The sequence below is a fragment of the Microbacterium sp. C-MGS6 genome, assembly GCF_058140415.1.
On the sequence record NZ_CM176934.1, the window covers coordinates 383,901 to 402,637 of the forward strand.

17 protein-coding genes are annotated in these 18,737 nt (G+C 71.2%); 12 read left to right on the forward strand and 5 right to left on the reverse strand.

Going from position 1 to position 18,737, the window contains the following annotated elements; genetic code table 11:
• Positions 1–54 precede the first annotated feature (54 nt).
• The 4 genes from AC3B5L_RS01880 (at position 55) to AC3B5L_RS01895 (ending at position 4,543) form a co-directional block, all read left to right on the forward strand.
• On the forward strand, positions 55–1,095 hold the full coding sequence (locus tag AC3B5L_RS01880) for a carbohydrate ABC transporter permease (protein ID WP_187663072.1): 1,041 nt from the start codon (positions 55–57) through the stop codon (positions 1,093–1,095).
• The gene (locus tag AC3B5L_RS01885; RefSeq protein WP_259952927.1) at positions 1,092–1,982 is read left to right on the forward strand and encodes a carbohydrate ABC transporter permease; all 891 of its coding nucleotides are present in this window, start codon (positions 1,092–1,094) and stop codon (positions 1,980–1,982) included. The genes AC3B5L_RS01880 and AC3B5L_RS01885 overlap by 4 nt, the downstream gene beginning before the upstream one ends.
• A gap of 5 nt (positions 1,983–1,987) precedes the next feature.
• Positions 1,988–3,418, forward strand: a complete 1,431-nt coding sequence (locus AC3B5L_RS01890; RefSeq protein ID WP_490096152.1) for a GH1 family beta-glucosidase — start codon at positions 1,988–1,990, stop codon at positions 3,416–3,418.
• Positions 3,419–3,547: 129 nt separating this feature from the next.
• Positions 3,548–4,543 (forward strand): LacI family DNA-binding transcriptional regulator, encoded by a 996-nt coding sequence (locus AC3B5L_RS01895; protein WP_490096421.1) that lies wholly within the window; start codon positions 3,548–3,550, stop codon positions 4,541–4,543.
• Between the two features lie 82 nt (positions 4,544–4,625).
• Here the strand turns inward: AC3B5L_RS01895 and AC3B5L_RS01900 are convergent, their stop codons facing one another.
• Positions 4,626–5,435, reverse strand: coding sequence for a M57 family metalloprotease (locus tag AC3B5L_RS01900; RefSeq protein ID WP_268777720.1), 810 nt, complete (start codon positions 5,433–5,435; stop codon positions 4,626–4,628).
• A 165-nt stretch (positions 5,436–5,600) separates the two neighbouring features.
• Positions 5,601–5,741 carry a hypothetical protein gene (locus AC3B5L_RS01905; protein ID WP_490096153.1) on the reverse strand — a complete coding sequence of 47 codons (141 nt, stop codon included), beginning with the start codon at positions 5,739–5,741 and terminating at the stop codon, positions 5,601–5,603.
• A 165-nt stretch (positions 5,742–5,906) separates the two neighbouring features.
• On the opposite strand from AC3B5L_RS01905, the gene AC3B5L_RS01910 reads away from it, so the two are divergent.
• Entirely contained in the window at positions 5,907–6,578 is a 672-nt protein-coding gene (locus AC3B5L_RS01910; RefSeq protein ID WP_490096154.1) for a TetR/AcrR family transcriptional regulator, read from the forward strand.
• Positions 6,579–6,592: 14 nt separating this feature from the next.
• Here AC3B5L_RS01910 and AC3B5L_RS01915 read toward each other — a convergent pair whose 3' ends face one another.
• On the reverse strand, positions 6,593–7,249 hold the full coding sequence (locus AC3B5L_RS01915) for a GntR family transcriptional regulator (protein WP_490096155.1): 657 nt from the start codon (positions 7,247–7,249) through the stop codon (positions 6,593–6,595).
• A 150-nt stretch (positions 7,250–7,399) separates the two neighbouring features.
• Here AC3B5L_RS01915 and AC3B5L_RS01920 point away from each other — a divergent pair, with 150 nt between their 5' ends.
• The 5 genes from AC3B5L_RS01920 to AC3B5L_RS01940 are packed head-to-tail and all read left to right on the forward strand — an operon-like array spanning position 7,400 to position 13,510.
• Positions 7,400–8,677 carry an NRAMP family divalent metal transporter gene (locus AC3B5L_RS01920; protein ID WP_259952916.1) on the forward strand — a complete coding sequence of 426 codons (1,278 nt, stop codon included), beginning with the start codon at positions 7,400–7,402 and terminating at the stop codon, positions 8,675–8,677.
• Between the two features lies 1 nt (position 8,678).
• Positions 8,679–9,443: a LamB/YcsF family protein gene (locus AC3B5L_RS01925; protein ID WP_268777718.1), complete on the forward strand. Its 765-nt coding sequence runs from the start codon at positions 8,679–8,681 to the stop codon at positions 9,441–9,443.
• Between the two features lies 1 nt (position 9,444).
• Entirely contained in the window at positions 9,445–10,245 is an 801-nt protein-coding gene (locus AC3B5L_RS01930; RefSeq protein ID WP_187663080.1) for a putative hydro-lyase, read from the forward strand.
• Complete coding sequence (locus AC3B5L_RS01935; protein ID WP_490096156.1) at positions 10,245–11,798, forward strand: 5-oxoprolinase subunit B/C family protein; 1,554 nt, start codon at positions 10,245–10,247, stop codon at positions 11,796–11,798. The genes AC3B5L_RS01930 and AC3B5L_RS01935 overlap by 1 nt, the downstream gene beginning before the upstream one ends.
• Positions 11,795–13,510: an acetyl/propionyl/methylcrotonyl-CoA carboxylase subunit alpha gene (locus tag AC3B5L_RS01940; protein ID WP_490096157.1), complete on the forward strand. Its 1,716-nt coding sequence runs from the start codon at positions 11,795–11,797 to the stop codon at positions 13,508–13,510. Before AC3B5L_RS01935 ends, AC3B5L_RS01940 begins: the two co-directional genes overlap by 4 nt.
• A 492-nt stretch (positions 13,511–14,002) precedes the next feature.
• Here AC3B5L_RS01940 and AC3B5L_RS01945 read toward each other — a convergent pair whose 3' ends face one another.
• Both AC3B5L_RS01945 and AC3B5L_RS01950 read right to left on the reverse strand, forming a co-directional pair.
• The gene (locus tag AC3B5L_RS01945) at positions 14,003–15,358 is read right to left on the reverse strand and encodes a uracil-xanthine permease family protein (protein WP_062766125.1); all 1,356 of its coding nucleotides are present in this window, start codon (positions 15,356–15,358) and stop codon (positions 14,003–14,005) included.
• Between the two features lie 100 nt (positions 15,359–15,458).
• Positions 15,459–16,334 (reverse strand): phosphoribosylaminoimidazolesuccinocarboxamide synthase, encoded by an 876-nt coding sequence (locus AC3B5L_RS01950; RefSeq protein WP_370429073.1) that lies wholly within the window; start codon positions 16,332–16,334, stop codon positions 15,459–15,461.
• 189 nt (positions 16,335–16,523) lie between these two features.
• On the opposite strand from AC3B5L_RS01950, the gene AC3B5L_RS01955 reads away from it, so the two are divergent.
• Both AC3B5L_RS01955 and AC3B5L_RS01960 read left to right on the forward strand, forming a co-directional pair.
• Positions 16,524–17,156: a PadR family transcriptional regulator gene (locus AC3B5L_RS01955; protein ID WP_313362741.1), complete on the forward strand. Its 633-nt coding sequence runs from the start codon at positions 16,524–16,526 to the stop codon at positions 17,154–17,156.
• Positions 17,153–18,685 carry a DHA2 family efflux MFS transporter permease subunit gene (locus AC3B5L_RS01960; RefSeq protein ID WP_490096158.1) on the forward strand — a complete coding sequence of 511 codons (1,533 nt, stop codon included), beginning with the start codon at positions 17,153–17,155 and terminating at the stop codon, positions 18,683–18,685. The genes AC3B5L_RS01955 and AC3B5L_RS01960 overlap by 4 nt, the downstream gene beginning before the upstream one ends.
• Positions 18,686–18,737 lie beyond the last annotated feature (52 nt).

The window sequence follows — 18,737 nt, forward strand, 5'->3', positions numbered from 1 at the left end:
CCAGCGCCCCGAGTGGGTGGCTGAGCCTGTCGAAGCCCGGCAAAGGACACGCCCATGACCCTCACCGCCCCGCCGGCGGAGCCGCAGGCCGCCGCCCCCGTGGCGGCGGACGCTCCGCCGCGACGCTCCTGGCGCACCCGCGTCTCCCGTTTCGACCACCGCGCCTCGCCGTACTTCTACATCTCCCCGTTCTTCCTCCTCTTCGGGCTCATCGGCCTCTTCCCGCTGCTGTACACGGTGTGGGTCGCGGTGCACGAGTGGGATCTGTTGAAGGGGGAGGGGCCGTTCGTCGGCTTCGGCAACTTCGCGGCGATCCTCGGCGACGGCATGTTCTGGAACTCCATCCGGAACACGCTGAGCATCTTCCTGCTCTCCGCCATCCCGCAGCTCGCCGTCGCCCTGGTGATCGCGTACCTGCTGGACCGCGGACTGCGGACGCCGACGTTCTGGCGGATGAGCGTCCTCATCCCCTTCGTGGTGACGCCGGTCGCCGTGGCGATCATCTTCTCGAGCATCTTCAACGAGGCGGACGGGCTGGCCAACAACCTCCTCAACCTCGTCGGCATCGCCGATCAGCAGTGGAAGCACGACACGTTCCTGTCGCACATCGCGATCGCGGTCATGGTGAACTTCCGCTGGACCGGCTACAACGCCCTCATCCTCCTCGCCGCGATGCAGGCCGTGCCGCGCGACCTCTACGAATCGGCCGCCCTGGACGGTGCCGGGGCCGTGCGGCGGTTCTTCGCCATCACGATCCCCACCATCCGTCCGACGCTGATCTTCGTCATCATCACGGCGACCATCGGCGGCCTGCAGATCTTCGCCGAACCGCGTCTGTTCGACGTCTCCACCGCGGGCGGCATCGGCGGCAGCGATCGGCAGTTCCAGACCACGGTGCTGTTCCTCTGGGAGCTGGCGTTCTTCCGCCGGAACCTCGGCGAGGCCTCGGCCGTCGCGATCCTGCTGTTCCTCCTCATCGTCGCGATCGGCCTCATCAACTTCCTGATCTCCCGGCGCATCGCCACCGGAGACGCCCCGAAGAACCGCGCGGCCCGACGCCGCATCCGCCCGACCGGAAAGGAGGAGGCGCGATGACCGCCACCCAGGCCCTCAGCGTGCCGGAGCGGATCCGTCGCCGGCGCGGCGCCGCGAGCGGGAGCGCCGGCCTCGGCAGCCGCCCCGGCTTCCTCACCTACGGGCTCCTCGCCGCCTTCGTCATCGGCGGCGCCTACCCGCTGTGGTGGTCGTTCGTCGTGGCGAGCGGGACCAACGCGACCCGCGGTGAGACCCTGCCCCTCATCCCCGGCGGCAACTTCCTCGCGAACGCGGCGAAGGTGTTCGATGCGATCCCGTTCTGGCTCGCGCTCGGCAACTCGTTCCTCATCTCGACGATCATCACGATCTCCGTCGTCACGTTCTCGACCCTCGCCGGCTATGCGTTCGCGAAGCTGCGCTTCCGCGGGCGGGACGGCCTCATGGTGTTCGTGATCGCGACCATGGCCATCCCCACGCAGCTCGGCATCATCCCGCTGTTCATGCTCATGCGCGAGCTCGGCTGGACGGGGACGATCGGCGCGGTGATCGTGCCGACCCTCGTGACGGCGTTCGGGGTGTTCTTCATGCGGCAGTACCTCGTGGACGTCATCCCGGACGAGCTCATCGAGGCCGCCAGGGTCGACGGCGCGAACCAGTTCCGCACGTTCCTCACCGTCGGGGTGCCCGCGGCGCGGCCGGCCATGGCGATCCTCGGACTGTTCACGTTCATGACCGCCTGGACCGACTACCTCTGGCCCCTGATCGTGCTCTCCCCCCAGAACCCGACGCTGCAGACGGCGCTCAGCCAGCTGCAGTCCGGCTATTACATCGACTACTCGATCGTGCTCACCGGCGCGGTGCTCGCGACCCTTCCGCTCCTCGTGCTCTTCGTGATCGCGGGGCGGCAGCTGGTCAGTGGCATCATGGCGGGCGCGGTGAAAGGATGACCCCTATGACGCGTGCCTTCCCCTCGGACTTCCTCTTCGGCGCGGCGACCGCGGCCTACCAGATCGAGGGTGCCGCCTTCGAGGACGGACGGACGGCATCCATCTGGGACGCCTTCTGCCGGGTGCCCGGGGCCGTGGTCGGCGGCGACGACGGGGATGTGGCGTGCGACCACTACCACCGGTATCCGCAGGACGTCGCGCTGATGAAGCAGCTCGGGCTGCAGACGTACCGCTTCTCCACCTCGTGGTCGCGGGTGCGCCCGGACGGCGGCGCGGTCAACCAGGCGGGGGTCGACTTCTACAGCCGTCTGGTCGACGAGCTCCTCGCGGCCGACATCCTGCCCTGGCTCACGCTGTACCACTGGGACATGCCGCAGGCCCTGCAGGAGGTCGGCGGCTGGACGAACCGCGACACCGTCGACCGCTTCCTGGAGTACGCGGGCACCATGCACGACGCCCTCGGCGACCGCGTGAACGTGTGGACGACCCTCAACGAGCCGTGGTGCTCGTCCTTCCTCTCCTACACCGGGGGCGAGCACGCCCCGGGGCACACGAGCATCGCCGAGGGACTGCTGGCCTCGCACCACCTGCTCCTCGCGCACGGTGCGACGGTGCGCGAGCTCCGCGGTCGCGATGCCTCCCTCAACCTCGGCATCACGCTGAACCACACGGTCGCCGATCCCGCCGACCCGCAGAACCCCGCGGACGTGGACGCCGCCCGGCGGCTGGACGGCCAGTTCAACCGCTGGTTCCTCGACCCCATCTACCGCGGCGCGTATCCCGCCGACACCGTGGAGGACATCCGCGCGGTGGACCCCGACGCGGTCGCGCGGTTCGAGGCGGCCGTGCACGAGGGCGACCTCGACACGATCGCGCAGCCCATCGACACGCAGGGCGTGAACTACTACCACGGCGACCTCGTGTCCGGCACGGGGCCCGACGACGCCCCGGTCTCCAGCGGCCCGGAGACGGCGCACGTGACGCGGAGCCCGTACCCCTCGCACGAGGGCATCCACGCGGTCGAGCGCGGGCTGCCCCGCACCGCCCAGGGCTGGGAGGTCCAGCCGGAGGGACTCACGCGACTGCTGCAGCGGTTGTGGACCGAGTACGCCGAGCCCGCGGGGGTCGTGCTCTCGGTGACGGAGAACGGCGCGGCCTATGACGACACGGTCGTGGTGGCGGACGGGGAGACCCGGGTGTCCGATGCCGACCGCACCGCGTTCCTGCGCGCGCACCTCGACGCCGTGCTGGACGCCAGGGACAGCGGTGTGGACGTGCGCGGCTACTTCTACTGGTCCCTGTTCGACAACTTCGAGTGGGCGTGGGGGTACGACAAGCGCTTCGGGATCGTCCGCGTGGACTACGACACCCAGGAGCGGACGGTCAAGGATTCCGGCCGCGAGTACGCCCGGATCATCGCCGCGCGCTCCCTCTGATCCGTTCGAATCGCCCGATTGGCTCCATCCGCGGCCGAGATGGGACCAATCGGGCGATTCGAAGCGGGGATTTTCACGGGCGGGGGTCCGCGTGGATGAGAATGGGGCGATGGAAGAGAGCAAGCGATGATGTCGCCCCGGGCGACCATCGAGGAGGTCGCGACGGCCGCCGGCGTGTCCCGGTCGACCGTGTCGCGGGTCGTCAACGGGTCGACGGCGGTCAGCCCGGAAGCGCTCGCCGCCGTGCGCGCCGCGATCGACGAGCTCAACTACGTGCCGAACCGGGCCGCGCGCTCCCTCGCCTCCCGGCAGACGCACGCGATCGCCCTCATCGTCCCCGAGGACACGTCGCGCTTCTTCGGCGACCCGTTCTTCGCAGCGATCGTGGCCGGCATCACCGGCGCCCTCCGCAGCTCCGACTACCTCCTGAACCTGCTGATCGCGAGCGACGACCCCGGCGACAAGATGACCAGCTTCGTGCGCAACGGTGGCGTCGACGGTGCTCTCATCGTGTCGCACCACACGAGTGACGCTTTCGTCGACCGGATCGCCGACGCGGTCCCCGTCGTCTACGGCGGCCGCCCGGTGCGCCGCGCCGAGGGGGACTACGTGGTCGACGTCGACAACGTCGCGGGAGCGCGCGAAGCCACGCGGCGCCTCGTCGACATCGGACGCACCCGCATCGCCACGATCTCCGGCCCGCTCACGATGCCCTCGTCGACCGACCGCGTGCAGGGGTTCCGCGCCGCGCTCGCCGCCGCCGGTCTCACCCCCTTCGCGGAGGAGGAGGGCGACTACAGCGAGGCGAGCGGAGCCGACGCCGCCCGCCGGCTGCTCGCGGAAGGGCGGCCGGACGCGATCTTCGTCGCCAGCGACCTCATGGCCCGAGGGGCGCTGACGGCGCTGCGGGGCGCCGGGGTGCGGGTTCCCGAGGACATCGCGCTCGTCGGCTTCGACGACTCGTCGGTGGCGCTGACCACCGATCCGCCGCTGACGACCATGCGCCAGCCCATGTACGCCCAGGGCGAGGCGATGACGCAGGTGCTGCTCTCCCGGCTCGCGGGGGAGGATCCGCCGCGCACCACGATCCTGCCGACGGAGCTCGTCGTCCGCGGTTCCGCCTGAGCCGCGTCGACCCCGGACACGGGTGAGGCCCGATCGCGGACGACCGGGCCTCGGTGGTGCCGGAGCGAGTCCGACGAGAGGGTCAGTTCCCGTAGAGGGAGACGACCCCGGTGCGGTCGGCGGTGGTCATCGAGAGGTCGTCCGAGCTGCCGTTGCACTGCGGGTAGTGCATGATCGACGACGAGTCGTACGGGGTGAGCGGACGCCAGTTGTTGTCCTCGAAGCAGGTGCCGGCCTCCGGACGGGTGTGCTCGTGGCGGAAGCCGAGCACGTGGCCGAGCTCATGGCCGAGCACGTTCGTCGGCGTCCACGCTCCGGCGCTCCAGATCGAGTCGTCGATGAGCACGTTCTGCTGCCGGGCCGGCGTGCTGGGGAAGAACGCACGGGCGATGTACTGCGTCGTGGCCACCGGCTCGACGGAGAAGACGACGGCGTTGTTCCGCGTGGTGCAGTTGGCGTCCGCGCTGCTCACGTACCGGAAGTCGATCTTCGAGGACGCGGACTCCCAGAGCGCGGCGCCGCCCTCCATCGCCCGGACGACGTCGGCGTGACGGCTGCCGAACTTCGTGCTCACGCAGTAGGTGAGGTTGGCCACCTGCGACGCCGACCACTTGTCGTCGATGTTGTTGACCGTGTTGACGATGAGGCCGTCGTTGCGGGTCTCGGGGCCGATCAGCCGGTCGTAGAAGGCGCGCAGCTCCTTCTTTCCGGAGATCACCTCGTCGCCGTTGACGACGTAGGCACCGTCCACGTCCCGATAGGTGGACGACGCGAACTCCTGGTACGAGGGCGCGGAGTCGTCGGGCGACGCGGCCGTGGCGGGGATGACCGCGCTGAGGCTGAGCGCGGCCGCCGCGGTGGCGGCGAGCGCGAGTTTTCTGGTGAATCGCATGGAAGATCCTCTTCGATCTGAGCGGTGCCGCGCGCCCGGTGGGCGAGCGGTCTCCGGTCCGGACGGTGAGCATCGCTGCCACCGAGGGGCCGAAGCCCGCTCACGCTAACCGCGCCGTTTCGACGGGGTCAAGGCGCGACACGGCCCGTCGTGCGCTTTCTGCACTCAGGTCAGGAATCCGCCCGAGGGGTCACCGCCGAAGGTCCCGTCGGCGCTCGGCCGGACGTCGGCACCGGTGGTCGACGACCGGGCCTGGTCCTCGGTCCGTCGTCGTATGCCGGAGGTCGAGGAGGGCCACGGACGCATCTCCGCCTCCCCCTCCATCGGCTGGAGACGCGTCCGTGGCTGCTGCGGCGAACCCCCGCGCCGCGAGTGCTCGCACCCTCCATAGGTTGAACGAGCATTCAGTGATTAATCTATCCCGAGACGGCCCGTGAGGGAATTCCGCCGGACCCGAAAGGTGGATGCCGTATGGCGCGATCGGATGAGCAGAATCGTCTGGCCCGCGAACGCGCCAGGGAGAACATCCTCCAGGCGGCGATCGAGGTCTTCAGCGAACGTGGCGTCGCCGGGGCGGGCATCGCCGAGATCACCCGTCGCGCCGGAGTGGCGCAGGGGCTGGTGAACTATCACTTCGGCGGCAAGGACCAGCTCGTCGCCGCGGTGATCGACCGCTGGTTCGAGACGGTCCTGGCCTTCGCGCAGGTCGAGGGCACGCCCGACGAGATGCTCGCCGCCATCATCGACGGGGCGATCGGTGCGACGGCCTTCGCGATGCCCTTGCAGCGCGCGGTGCTCGCCATGCAGCAGCAGCCACTGACGCATCGCCTGTTCGCGGAATCGGAGCAGCGCTATGCCGAAGGCGCGACGGCCGCGGAGGACGCCGTGCGCGCCGTCTTCCGCGCCCGAGGTGCCGAGGACCCGGCCCTGGAGGAGGTCATGCTCCGCAGCACCCTGGAGGGGGTGTTCGTGAAGTACTGCGTCTTCGGCGACACGTATCCGCTCGAGGACGCGCGGCGCTGGCTGCACCGCCGGTACGGGCTGCCGGAGCCGACCGCCGCGCTGCCGGGCGTGCCGGCGTCATACCGGGGGGAGGAGCCCCGCCCCCGCGCGACCGCGGCGCTCCGGACCGACACCACCTGAGCCGCGGACCCCGCTCAGCCGAGCTGCATCCGCGCGAAGGCGCCGAGCACGACCCGCTCCGACTGCACGAGGTACCGCTCCAGCTCCGCCGCTCCGGCCTCGGCACCGCGGGTCAGGAAGGTGTCGAGCACGGCGCGGTTCTTCCGGACGAACGGCTCGTGCAGGGCGCGGGGGTCGTCGATCTTGAGGAACGCGAGGCGCAGCTCCGCCGCGACGTTCCGGTAGGTGCGGGCGAGGCGCGGGCTGTCGGCGAGGTCGACCAGCGCGACGTGGAACGCCATGTTGGCACTGCCGACCGCGCGCCAGGCGGACGTGTCGTCGGGGGGGACCCCGGCCACGGCGGCCTCGGCCGCGGCGACCGCATCGGTCATGCGCTGGACGGCGGGATGCTCCGGTTCGGACTGCCGGAGAGCCGTGCACTCGATGACCCGGCGAGCCCGGTAGATGTCGATGACGTCGGCGATCGAGGGTGAGGCCACGGAGACGCCGCGGTGCGGGATGTGCTCGACGAGTCCCTGTTCCGCGAGCACTCGGAACGCCTCGCGCAGGGTGTTGCGGGACACGTCGAAGCTCTCCGACAGCGCCGACTCGGACAGCCGGGAGCCCGGGGCGACGTCGCCGTCGATGATGCGCTGACGGAGCACGTCGGCGAGCGGGCCCTGCTGGTTCATGCCTTCATCGTAGGGGCCCGTCTCCGAGCGATGATCACACGAAAGCAACCGCGCTGTAGCACGACGGAAACATGATTGTTGAACAATCTGGTTCTGTCCGTTCTACACTGGGGGTCACCCGACACCCACCAACGACGATGGGACCCCCCTATGTCCGAGCAGTCCGCCCCCGCCCTCACCCCCGAGGACGAAGCCCGCGCCGCCCACGCGAAGAAGCGCGCCGGCCGCAGTGCCGTCATCGGCGCCATCTTCCTCATGGCCACGAGCGCCATCGGTCCGGGGTTCATCACCCAGACCGCGACGTTCACCGCCCAGATGGGAGCCGCCTTCGCGTTCGCCATCCTCGTGTCGATCCTCGTCGACATCGCGGTGCAGCTGAACATCTGGCGCATGATCACCTCGTCCGGCAAGCGCGCCGGCGAGCTCGCCAACAGCGCCATCCCCTTCTCCGGCCATGTGATCGCCGTGCTCGTCGTCATCGGCGGGCTCGCGTTCAACATCGGCAACATCGCCGGTGGCGGCCTCGGCCTCAACGCGCTGCTCGGGATCGACCCGAAGATCGGCGGCGCGCTCACCGCGGCCCTCGCCATCATCATCTTCCTCGTGAAGAAGGCCGGGAAGGTGATGGACATCGTGCTCATCGTCCTCGGCATCGCGATGATCGTGATGACGCTCGTCGTCGCGTTCATCGCCCAACCGCCGGTCGGCGACGCCCTGCGCCAGACCTTCGTGCCCGACCAGCTCAACTTCGCCACCATCACCACGATCGTCGGCGGCACGGTCGGCGGCTACATCACCTACTCCGGTGCGCACCGCTACCTCGACTCCGGCCACGTGGGCCCGCAGTACGCGAAGCCCGTCATGCGGGCCGCCGCCAACGGCATCATCGTGACCGGCATCATGCGCTACGTGCTGTTCCTCGCGATCCTCGGCGTGGTCGCCTCCGGCGTGGCGCTCGACCTCTCCTCGCAGGCCGCCAACCCGGCCGGCCAGGCGTTCGGCGCGGTGCTCGGCGACGCGGGTCTGCGGATCTTCGGCGCGATCTTCTGGGCCGCCGCGATCAGCTCGGTCATCGGGGCCGCCTACACCTCGGCGACCTTCCTCTCGACGTTCACCGCCAAGCTCCGCGGCGGCTGGCCGCTGCAGCTCGCCACGGTCGCGTTCATCGTCGTCTCCCTCGGCGTCTACCTCGCGATCGGCACGGCCCCGGCCGCGATCCTCGTGTTCGTCGGCGGCTTCAACGGCCTGATCCTGCCCATCGGCCTGACGGTGTTCATGTACATCGGCTGGTTCCGCCGCGACCTCCTCGGCGACCGGAAGTACCCGATGTGGCTGCTCATCGCGGGCACCGTCGTGACCGCGCTCACCTGGTACATGGGCGCCGTCTCGATCGGCCCCATCTTCGCCTTCCTCGGAATCGGAGCATGACATGGCGACCATCGACCTGAACTCGGACCTCGGCGAGAACGTCCCCGACCGGATCGTCAGCGACGACGCGAGCATGCTCGAGATCGTCACGAGTGCGAACGTGTCGTGCGGATTCCACGCCGGGAGCCCGGAGGGCATCCGCGAGACCCTCGCGGCGGCGGTCGCCGGCGGCGTCGTGATCGGTGCGCACCCCGGGTACCGCGACTACGAGAACTTCGGGCGCACGAAGGTCGACATCGACTCGGCCACGCTGCAGGCACATGTCGAGTACCAGCTCGGTGCCCTCCTCGGGCTCACCGCGGCGGTCGGCGGGCGGGTCTCCTACGTCAAGCCGCACGGGGCGCTCTACAACACCATCGCCCGCGACGAGCGGCAGTCGAAGGACGTGGTGGCGGCCATCACGGCGATCGACCCCTCGCTCGTGCTGCTCGGCCTCGCCGGCGGCGTCGTGCTCGACGTCGCCGAACGGGCGGGGCTCGCAGTCGCGGCGGAGGCCTTCGCCGATCGCGCCTATCAGCCGGACGGTCAGCTCGTCTCGCGCACCGAGGAGGGGGCCGTGCTGCACGACCCCACCGCGGTGGCGGAGCGGATGGTGCGCCTGGCCGCGGAGGGTATGATCCGGGCGATCGACGGCACCGACGTCGCCGTGTCCGCGCAGTCGATCTGCGTGCACGGCGACAGCCCGGGATCCGTCGCGATGGCCGCGGAGACGAAGCGGCTGCTGCAGGCGGAGGGCATCACCATCGCCCCGTTCGCCGGAGTCTGACATGGCGGTGCTCGCGACTCCCGCCCAGCTCGCCGACGCCCGGGCCGCCCGTGCGGCGCACCGCGCCGGTCACTCCGCGCCTACCAGCGGCGTCGCCCCGGGGCTGACCCAGGCGAACCTCATCGCCGTGCCCGCGGACTGGGCCTTCGAGACCCTCCTCTATGCGCAGCGCAACCCGAAGCCCTGCCCCGTCCTCGAGGTGATCGAGCAGGGCGAGGTGGAGTCGCGGCTCGCGCCGGGCAGCGACATCCGCACCGACATCGGGCGCTACCGCATCTGGCGGGACGGCGAGCTCGTCGAGGAGGTGTCCGACGCGACGGCGGCGTGGGCCGAGCATCCCGACCTCGTCGCGTTCCTCATCGGCTGCAGCTTCACGTTCGAGACGGGCCTCGTCGAGGCCGGGATCCCGATCCGTCATCAGGAGCTCGGACGCAACGTGCCGATGTACCGCACGGCGGTGGACTGCACGCCAGCCGGGCGCCTCCGCGGCGAGATGGTGGTCTCGATGCGTCCGATCCCCGCGGACCGCGTGGCCGACGCCGTGCAGATCTCCGGGCGCACCCCGGCTGTGCACGGCGCGCCGGTGCACATCGGCGATCCGGCGTCGCTCGGCATCGCCGATGTGATGGCGCCCGACTTCGGCGACGCCCCCGAGATCCGCCCCGGCGAGATCCCCGTGTTCTGGGCGTGCGGTGTGACCCCGCAGGCGGCGATCATGGCGTCGAAGCCGCCGTTCGCCGTCACCCACGCCCCGGGGTACATGTTCGTCACCGATGTTCCGGATGCGGAGTACCGGGTCTGATGCGCATCCTCACGGCCTCCGACAGCGCGCTGCTCGTCGAGGCGGACGACCTCGAGCAGGCCATGCGGCTGAATCTGGCGTGGAGCGACATGCCCGGTGTGCTCGAGCGCATCCCCGGCGCCCGCACCGTGCTCGTGCGGTTCGATCCGCACCGCACCTCGGCTGCCGCGCTCGCGGAGGCGCTCGCCGCGACCGAGGTCGACGCGGCGGCCCTGCCCGATGCGGGGGAGGTCAGCATCCCGGTCCGCTACGACGGGGAGGATCTCGACGAGGCCGCGGCGCTCCTCGACGTCTCGGCGGAGGAGCTGGTGGCTCGTCACCTCGCCGCGGACTGGCGCGTGGCCTTCTCGGGTTTCGCTCCCGGCTTCGGCTACGCCGTGAGCGGCGACCCCCTCTTCGACGTGCCGCGGCGGTCGTCGCCGCGCACCCGGGTGCCCGCCGGCTCCGTCGCGCTCGCCGGGGCGTTCAGTGGCGTGTATCCGCGGGAGAGCCCGGGCGGCTGGCAGCTCATCGGCCGGACCGCCCTGGAGATGTGGGACATCGACCGCGACCCGCCGGCCCTGCTCGCGCCGGGTCGACGCGTGCGCTTCGTGCGTGCGGAGCGGGAGACCGTGGCGGCGTCGCCTATGGGGGTGGCCGACGCGACGCGTGTCGACCGCCGTGCGGGCGGTCCGGCGGTCGAGGTCGTGCGATCCTCGCTGCAGCTCCTCGTGCAGGACGCGGGTCGCCCCGGCTTCGCGGCCCTGGGCGTCTCGGCCTCCGGCGTCGCCGATCGTGTCGCGATGCACGCGGCGAACCGGGCGGTGGGCAACACCCCCGCCGCGGCCGTGCTGGAGAGTGTCGGCGGAGCCGTGCTGCGCTTCCACGGTGCGGGAGTGGCCGCGGTCACCGGCGCCACGGGCCCGCTCACGCTCACCGACGCCGATGGCACCGAGCGCACGCTCCTCCCCGGGGTGCCCTTCGCGACCGTCGACGGCGATGAGCTCACGCTGGGCCACCCCGACCGCGGACTCCGGTCCGTGATCGCGGTCCGCGGAGGGCTCGCTCCGGCCGCGGCGCTCGACAGTCGCGCGACCGACACGCTCGCCGGGCTGGGCCCCGCGCCGCTGTCCGTCGGCGACCTCCTCCCGATCGGAGATGCCGCCGTGGCCGCCGTCGAGCCGGATCCGGTGCCGCGCGCGCTTCCCGCGGCCGGAGAGCTGGTCGCGCTCGAGATCACCCTCGGGCCGCGCGACGACTGGTTCACCGCCGCCGGCGTCGACGCGCTCACCGCGCAGGAGTGGACGGTCACGCCGCGCTCGGACCGCGTGGGCATCCGACTGCAGGGCGACGTGCCCCTGGAACGGGCGGTCGGCGGCGAGCTGCCGAGCGAAGGCGCCGTGACCGGGGCCATCCAGGTGCCGCCGGACGGGCAGCCCGTGCTCTTCCTCCCCGATCATCCGCTCACCGGCGGCTACCCCATCATCGGTGCCCTCACCGATCGCAGCCTCGACCTCGCCGCCCAGCTCCCGCCGGGTGTGCGGGTGCGCTTCACCGTCAAGGAGACCTCATGACCACTGTGCTGATCGCCAACCGCGGCGAGATCGCGGTCCGCGTGATCCGCGCGTGCGCCGAGGCCGGCTACACGTCGGTCGCCGTCTACGCCGACCAGGACGCCGACGCCCTGCACGTGCGGCTCGCGGACGAGGCGATCGGCCTGGGCGGCGACACCGCGGCGACGACGTACCTGTCGGTCGAGGCGCTGATCGACGCGGCCCGCCGCAGCGGTGTCGATGCCGTGCACCCCGGCTACGGCTTCCTCTCCGAGAGTGCCGCGTTCGCGCGAGCCGTCGAGGACGCCGGACTCGTCTGGATCGGACCCTCGCCGGAGAGCATCGACGCACTCGGTGACAAGATGACCGCGCGTCGGATCGCCCAGCGTGTGGGCGCCCCGCTCGCCGCCGGCACGGATCAGCCGTTGTCCGGACCGCAGGAGGCGGTGGCGTTCGCCGAGGAGCACGGCCTCCCGATCGCGATCAAGGCCGCGTTCGGTGGCGGCGGCCGAGGGCTCAAGGTCGTCCGCGAGCTGTCCGAGGTCGCCGACGCGTTCGACGCGGCCACCCGTGAGGCGACGGCGGCATTCGGCCGCGGGGAGTGCTTCGTGGAGCGCTTCCTGGAGAGCCCGCGACACATCGAGGTGCAGGTGCTCGGCGACGGGCGCGGCGGCGTCGTCGTCGTGGGCGACCGCGACTGCTCCATGCAGCGGCGCAACCAGAAGCTCATCGAAGAGGCTCCCGCGCCCGGCCTGACGGAGGCGCAGCGGGCGGCGTTCCATGACGCGGCGCGGGCGATCTGCGCCGAGGTGCAGTACCGCGGCGCCGGCACGGTCGAGTTCCTCCTCGCCGCGGACGGCACGATCTCGTTCCTCGAGGTGAACACCCGGCTGCAGGTCGAGCACCCCGTGACCGAGGAGGTCACCGGGACCGACCTCGTCCGCGAGCAGTTCCGGATCGCGTTCGGCGAGGGACCGTCCTTCACCGACACCCCGGCTCCGACCGGGCATGCGTTCGAGTTCCGCATCAACGCCGAAGACCCCGGCCGCGGATTCCTGCCCAGCCCCGGACGGGTGGATGCCCTGCGCATCCCCGGCGGACCCGGCGTGCGGTGGGACAGCGGCATCGAGGCCGGCGACACCGTGCAGCCCGCGTTCGACTCGATGATCGCGAAGCTCATCGTGCACGCGGAGACCCGGGACGCGGCGCTCGTGCGGGCGCGTCGAGCGCTGCGGGAGCTCGCCGTCGAGGGTCCGGCGACCGTGATCCCGTTCGACCTCCGCGCCATCGACGACCCCGCGTTCGGAACCGCGACCTTCGCCGTGCACACCCAGTGGATCGAGACCGTGCTGCTCCCGGCGCTGGAGTCGCAGCCGCGCCCCGCGGTCGCCCCGGTCTCCGGGCTGCAGCGCTTCCCGGTGGAGATCGACGGCCGCCGAGTGATGCTCGGTCTGCCCGCGGAGCTGCTGGCCGGCATCGGCCGTCCGGCGGGAGAGGCCGCTGCACCCGTGTCTGCGGCGGACCCCTCCGAGCTCCGGGCTCCCGCGCCGGGCACGCTCGTGCGGTGGCTCGTCGACGACGGGGCCGAGGTGGCCGAGGGAGACCCGGTGGCCGTGCTCGACGCGATGAAGATGGAGACGACGGTCACCGCGCACCGCGCCGGCACCCTCACCCCTCGCGCGGACACCGGCGCGACCCTCTCCGCCGACGCCCTCCTCGCCACGATCGCCTGACCCCGGTCCCGTCCCGTCCCGTCCCGTCCCGTCCGGCATGCGGAGTGCGAATACGTCCCTCCCGCGCCCTTCGGACGACCCTTTTCGATCCCGCGTCCTCTGCTCCGGGAGCGTCTCCCACATGCAGGTGCGATAACGTCCCTTCCGCGTCCCTCCGACGCCCGTTTTCGATCCCGCAGCCGCTGACCCGCACCGCGTGGGCCGGACGTGCGCGCACCGCGGCGAGCCGGCACGTTCCCGTCGGGGGAGTGCGAAAGTGCACCTCCCCCCGCCGCGGAACGCCCCATTTCGATCCCGCACTCGAGGCGGGCGAGCAAGTCCCATGAGAGTGCGAAAACGCCCCCTCCTCGTGAGAGGAAGGGGCGTTTTCCATCCGGACCGCGAGGTCCCGGGGTCGCGTCCCTGCCGGCGAACCGGTGCGAGTGCGAAATCGGGCTTTCGAGGGGTGCGGGAGGAACGAAACCCGTCCCGCACGCACCCCGGGGCGGGACGTTACGCGGGGTCGCCGCCGAGGGGGCCGACGGGCTCGAGGGGCTTCGGGTCGTCGGCACCGGTCTTGCGTGCCCGGGCGATGAGGTTGCCCAGGTGGTAGATGAGCAGCGCCGCGACCGTACCCAGCACGATCCCGCCGAAGGCGAAGTCACCGAGCTGCATCGTGAACCCGGCGATGCCGATCACGAGGGACACCGCGGCGGTGTACTGGTTGACCGGCCGGGAGAAGTCGACGCGGCTGTCCACCCAGATCTTGATGCCGATGATGCCGATGAGGCCGTAGAGCGCGGTCGTCGCCCCGCCGAGCACGCCCGCGGGGATCGAGTTGAACACCTCGCCGACCTTCGGGGAGAAGGCGAGGAGGATCGCGAACAGACCCGCCACCCAGTACACGGCGGTGGAGTACACGCGGGTCGCGGCCATGACGCCGATGTTCTCGCCGTAGGTCGTGGTGCCCGAGCCGCCGAAGCCACCCGCGATGGTCGTGGCGACGCCGTCGGCGATGAGCGCGCGGCCGGTGTGGCGGTTGATGGCGGGGTCCTCGGTCATGGTCGCGACACCGCGCACGTGGCCGACGTTCTCCGCGATGAGCACGAGCACGACGGGCAGGAACATCGCGATGGTCGACCAGGTGCCCGGCTCGACGAAGTCCGGGAACTGGAAGTGCGGGAGGCCGATCCAGGGGGCGTCCGCGATGAGCTCGGCGGGGGTCTTGTCGCCGCGGAGCGGGTTGGGCACCTCGAACGAGCCGTTGAACGCGGCCCAGATGAAGCCGACGGCGACGCCGAGGAAGATCGAGATCCGTCCGAGGAAGCCCCGGAAGAGCACGGCGAAGAGGATGATCGCGACGAGGGTGATCGTGGCGGTCACCGGGTCGAGCGCGAAGTTGCTCCAGGCGGTGGGGGCGAGGTTGAAGCCGATGAGCGCGACGATGGCGCCGGCGACGACCGGGGGCATCAGGGCGTCGACCCAGCGCAGGCCGACGAACTGCACGACGAGGCCGACGACCGCGAGGAGCACGCCCACCGCGACCACGCCCGCGAGGGCCGAGCCGGTGCCGCCCGCCGCGACGGCCGCGGTGATGGGGGCGATGAAGGCGAACGAGGAGCCGAGGTAGCTGGGCAGCTGGTTCTTCGTGATGAGGAGGAAGAGCAGCGTGCCGATGCCGCTGAAGAGCAGGGTCGTCGACACCGGGAAGCCGGTGAGCGTCGGCACGAGGAACGTGGCGCCGAACATCGCGACGACGTGCTGCGCGCCGATGGCGATGGTCGCGGGCCAGGACAGACGTTCCTCGGGGGTGACGACGGCGCCGGGCTCGACGGTGCGGCCGTTTCCGTGCAGCTTCCACAAAGCCATGCGGGCTCCTCAGGGTTCGGGATCGGGGGCGGAGTGCTGGAGCAACACTACCGATTCCTGAGTTTTCCCTGTGCGCCTCGCGGTCGCGGGGAGCGCGGTGTCAGGCGCCGAGGCGGTCGATGAGCTCGCGGTACCGGGCGGCCGTCCGGGCGACGACCTCGTCGGGCAGCACGGGGGGCTCGCCCTGCCTGTCCCAGTTCGCCGCGAGCCAGTCGCGCACGATCTGCTTGTCGAAGCTCGCCATCCGCTCGGCAGGCGTCGACCCCGTGCGCCAGGCCTCAGCGTCCCAGTACCGGGAGGAGTCGCTCGTGAGGACCTCGTCCGCGAGGCGGAGGGTGCCGTCGGCGTCGGTCCCGAACTCGAACTTCGTGTCGGCGAGGATGAGGCCCTTCTCCTCGGCGATGGCCGCGGCCCGACGGTAGATCGCGAGCGAGGCGTCGCGGAGCTCGGCCGCCCGGTCCGCCCCGACGAGCTCGACGACGCGGTCGAACGTGATGTTCTCGTCGTGCTCACCCATCGGCGCCTTGTAGGCCGGGGTGAACAGTGGCTCGGGCAGACGGTCGCCGTTCTGCAGCCCTGCCGGCAGGGCGATGCCGCACACGGTGCCGTGCTCCTGGTACTCGGCCCAGCCGGAGCCGGTGATGTACCCGCGCACCACGCACTCGATCGGCAGCATCTCGAGCGACTGGGCGAGCATGGCGCGATCGGCCACCTCCTCCGGCAGGTCGCCGTCCGTGAGGTGATTCGGCACGTCCAGCTGGGCGAACCACCAGCGGCTAAGGCGCGTCAGCAGGGCGCCCTTGTCGGTGATGCCCGGGGAGAGCACGACGTCGAACGCGCTGACGCGGTCGGACGCGACGACGAGGATGCGGGTGTCTTCCGGGTCCTCGGAGGCGTAGAGGTCGCGGACCTTCCCGGAGTAGAGGTGTCGCCACCCGGGGATGGCCTGCGCGTTTCCTGCGGACGGTGTGCTCACCCGCCCATTATCCCGGTGATGCGTGCTCTTCCGCGCCGAGACCCCGCGTTCGCGTCGAGACCCCGGGGTGAGCGCGCCGGGACCCCGGGGTCTCGCCGGAAAGACGGGGTCTCGGCGGAGGAGGGGCGGGTGTATAGTCCATGTGGACTATTCGTGCGGGGCAGGGGACAGGGCATGAGGGGGAGAGGCGTGGGGAAGAGCAGGGATGTGGTGGCGGGACTCACGCCGCTCGGCGTCATGGTGCTGGCACTGCTCCGCGAGAGCGACATGCACCCGTACGAGATGGTGCGCCTGCTCCGCGCGCGTCACGACGACCGGCTCATCACCGTCACCAACGGCACGCTCTATCACACCGTCGCCCGACTCCAGCGGGCGGGGCTGCTCGACGAGGTCGGCACGGACCGCGAAGGCAACCGGCCGGAACGCACGACCTACACCCTCACCGACGCCGGACGGGAGGCGGTGGTCGCCTGGGTGCGGCGCTCCCTTCCCCGCATCGACCGCGAGACCGACGCCCGCGTCGCGCTCGCCGAGTCGCACAACCTCGACCGGGACGACGCCGTCGCGCTGCTGCAGGAACGGCGTGAGGCCCTCGTCGCCTCGTACGCTCTCCACCACGACGGCCTCGCCGCCGCCCGCGCCAAGGGCGTCCCGCCGCAGGTCCTCGTCGAGATCGAACGGCAGGAGGCGCTGCTCGACGCCGAGCTCCGCTGGCTCGACTCCCTCCTCACCCGCCTCGACGGCGACGAGCTCCGCTGGGGCCCCGACGCCTTCGACGACACCGACCGCTACCGCGCCCAGCGAAAGGCTGCACAGCAATGACCGATTCCCGTCAGACCTCGGGACCCGAGACCGGGCCCTTCGCCGCCGGTCACGCACCGAAGAGTCCGTGGCCGGCGCTCTGGGCGCTCGTCATCGGGTTCTTCATGATCCTCGTCGACACCACGATCGTCTCCGTCGCGAACCCGGCGATCAAGGCCGCCCTCGACCCCGACACGAACAACCTCGACAACGTCGTGTGGGTCACCAGCGCCTACCTGCTCGCCTACGCCGTCCCGCTGCTGATCACCGGACGACTCGGCGACCGCTTCGGGCCGAAGAACATCTACCTCATCGGGCTCGCGGTCTTCACCCTCGCCTCGCTCTGGTGCGGACTGTCCACCACGCTCGAGGGCCTGATCGCTGCCCGCGCGGTCCAGGGGCTCGGCGCCGCATTCATGACGCCGCAGACCATGGCCGTGATCACCCGCACGTTCCCGCCCAACCGCCGCGGCGCGGCGATGGGCCTCTGGGGCGCCACGGCCGGCGTCGCCACTCTGGTCGGCCCCCTCGCCGGCGGTCTGCTCGTCGACGGCTTCGGGTGGGAGTGGATCTTCTTCGTCAACCTCCCCGTCGGCGTCATCGCCTTCGTGCTCGCCTGGATTCTCGTGCCGAAGCTGAAGACGCACCCGCACCGGTTCGACCTCGTCGGCGTCGTGCTCAGCGCTGTCGCGCTCTTCCTCATCGTCTTCGGGCTGCAGGAGGGCGAGAAGTACGACTGGGGGACCATCGTGGGGCCGATCTCGGTCTGGGGGCTCATCATCGCGGGCGTCGTGGTGCTCGCGCTCTTCATCGTGCAGCAGGCGCGCACCCGCAGCGAACCCCTCGTGCCGCTCGCGCTCTTCCGTGACCGCAACTTCTCCGGCGCGAACGTGGCGATCGCCGCGGTCGGCTTCACCGTCACGAGCATGTCGCTGCCGATGATGTTCTTCCTGCAGACGGCGCGCGGCCTCACCCCCACCGAGGCGGCGATGCTGCTGATCCCGATGGCCGTGCTGTCGGGCGTGCTCGCCCCGGTCGCCGGGAAGATCCTCGACCGTGTCGACCCGCGCCTCATCCTCGTCCCCGGCCTGATCTGCGTCGCGGCTGCCCTGGTCTGGTACTCCGCCCTGACCACGATGGACACCCCCATCCTGATGTTCCTGCTGCCGTCCGCCCTGATGGGCATCGGCAACGCGGGCATGTGGGGGCCGCTGGCGACCACGGCCACGCGCAAGCTGCCGCCGCGGCAGGCCGGTGCCGGCGCGGGCATCTACAACACCACGCGCACCATCGGGTCGGTCATCGGCTCCGCGTCGATCGCCGCGTTCATGCAGTCGCGGCTGGAGGCGAACCTCCCCGGTCTGGCCGACGCTCCGGCCGGCACGGGCAGCGGCGCGCTGCCCCCGCAGGTCGCGGAGGGCTTCGCGGCCGGCATGTCCGAGACGCTGCTGCTCCCCGCCGGTGTGATCGTCATGGCGCTGGTCGCCTCGCTGTTCCTCCGTGGGCAGGATCGGAAGGACGAGGCCGTCGCCGCGACCCCTCCGGCGTGACCGCGATGACCCCGACACGCCGGTATCCACGCGGCTTCCGGCAGTGTCGGGC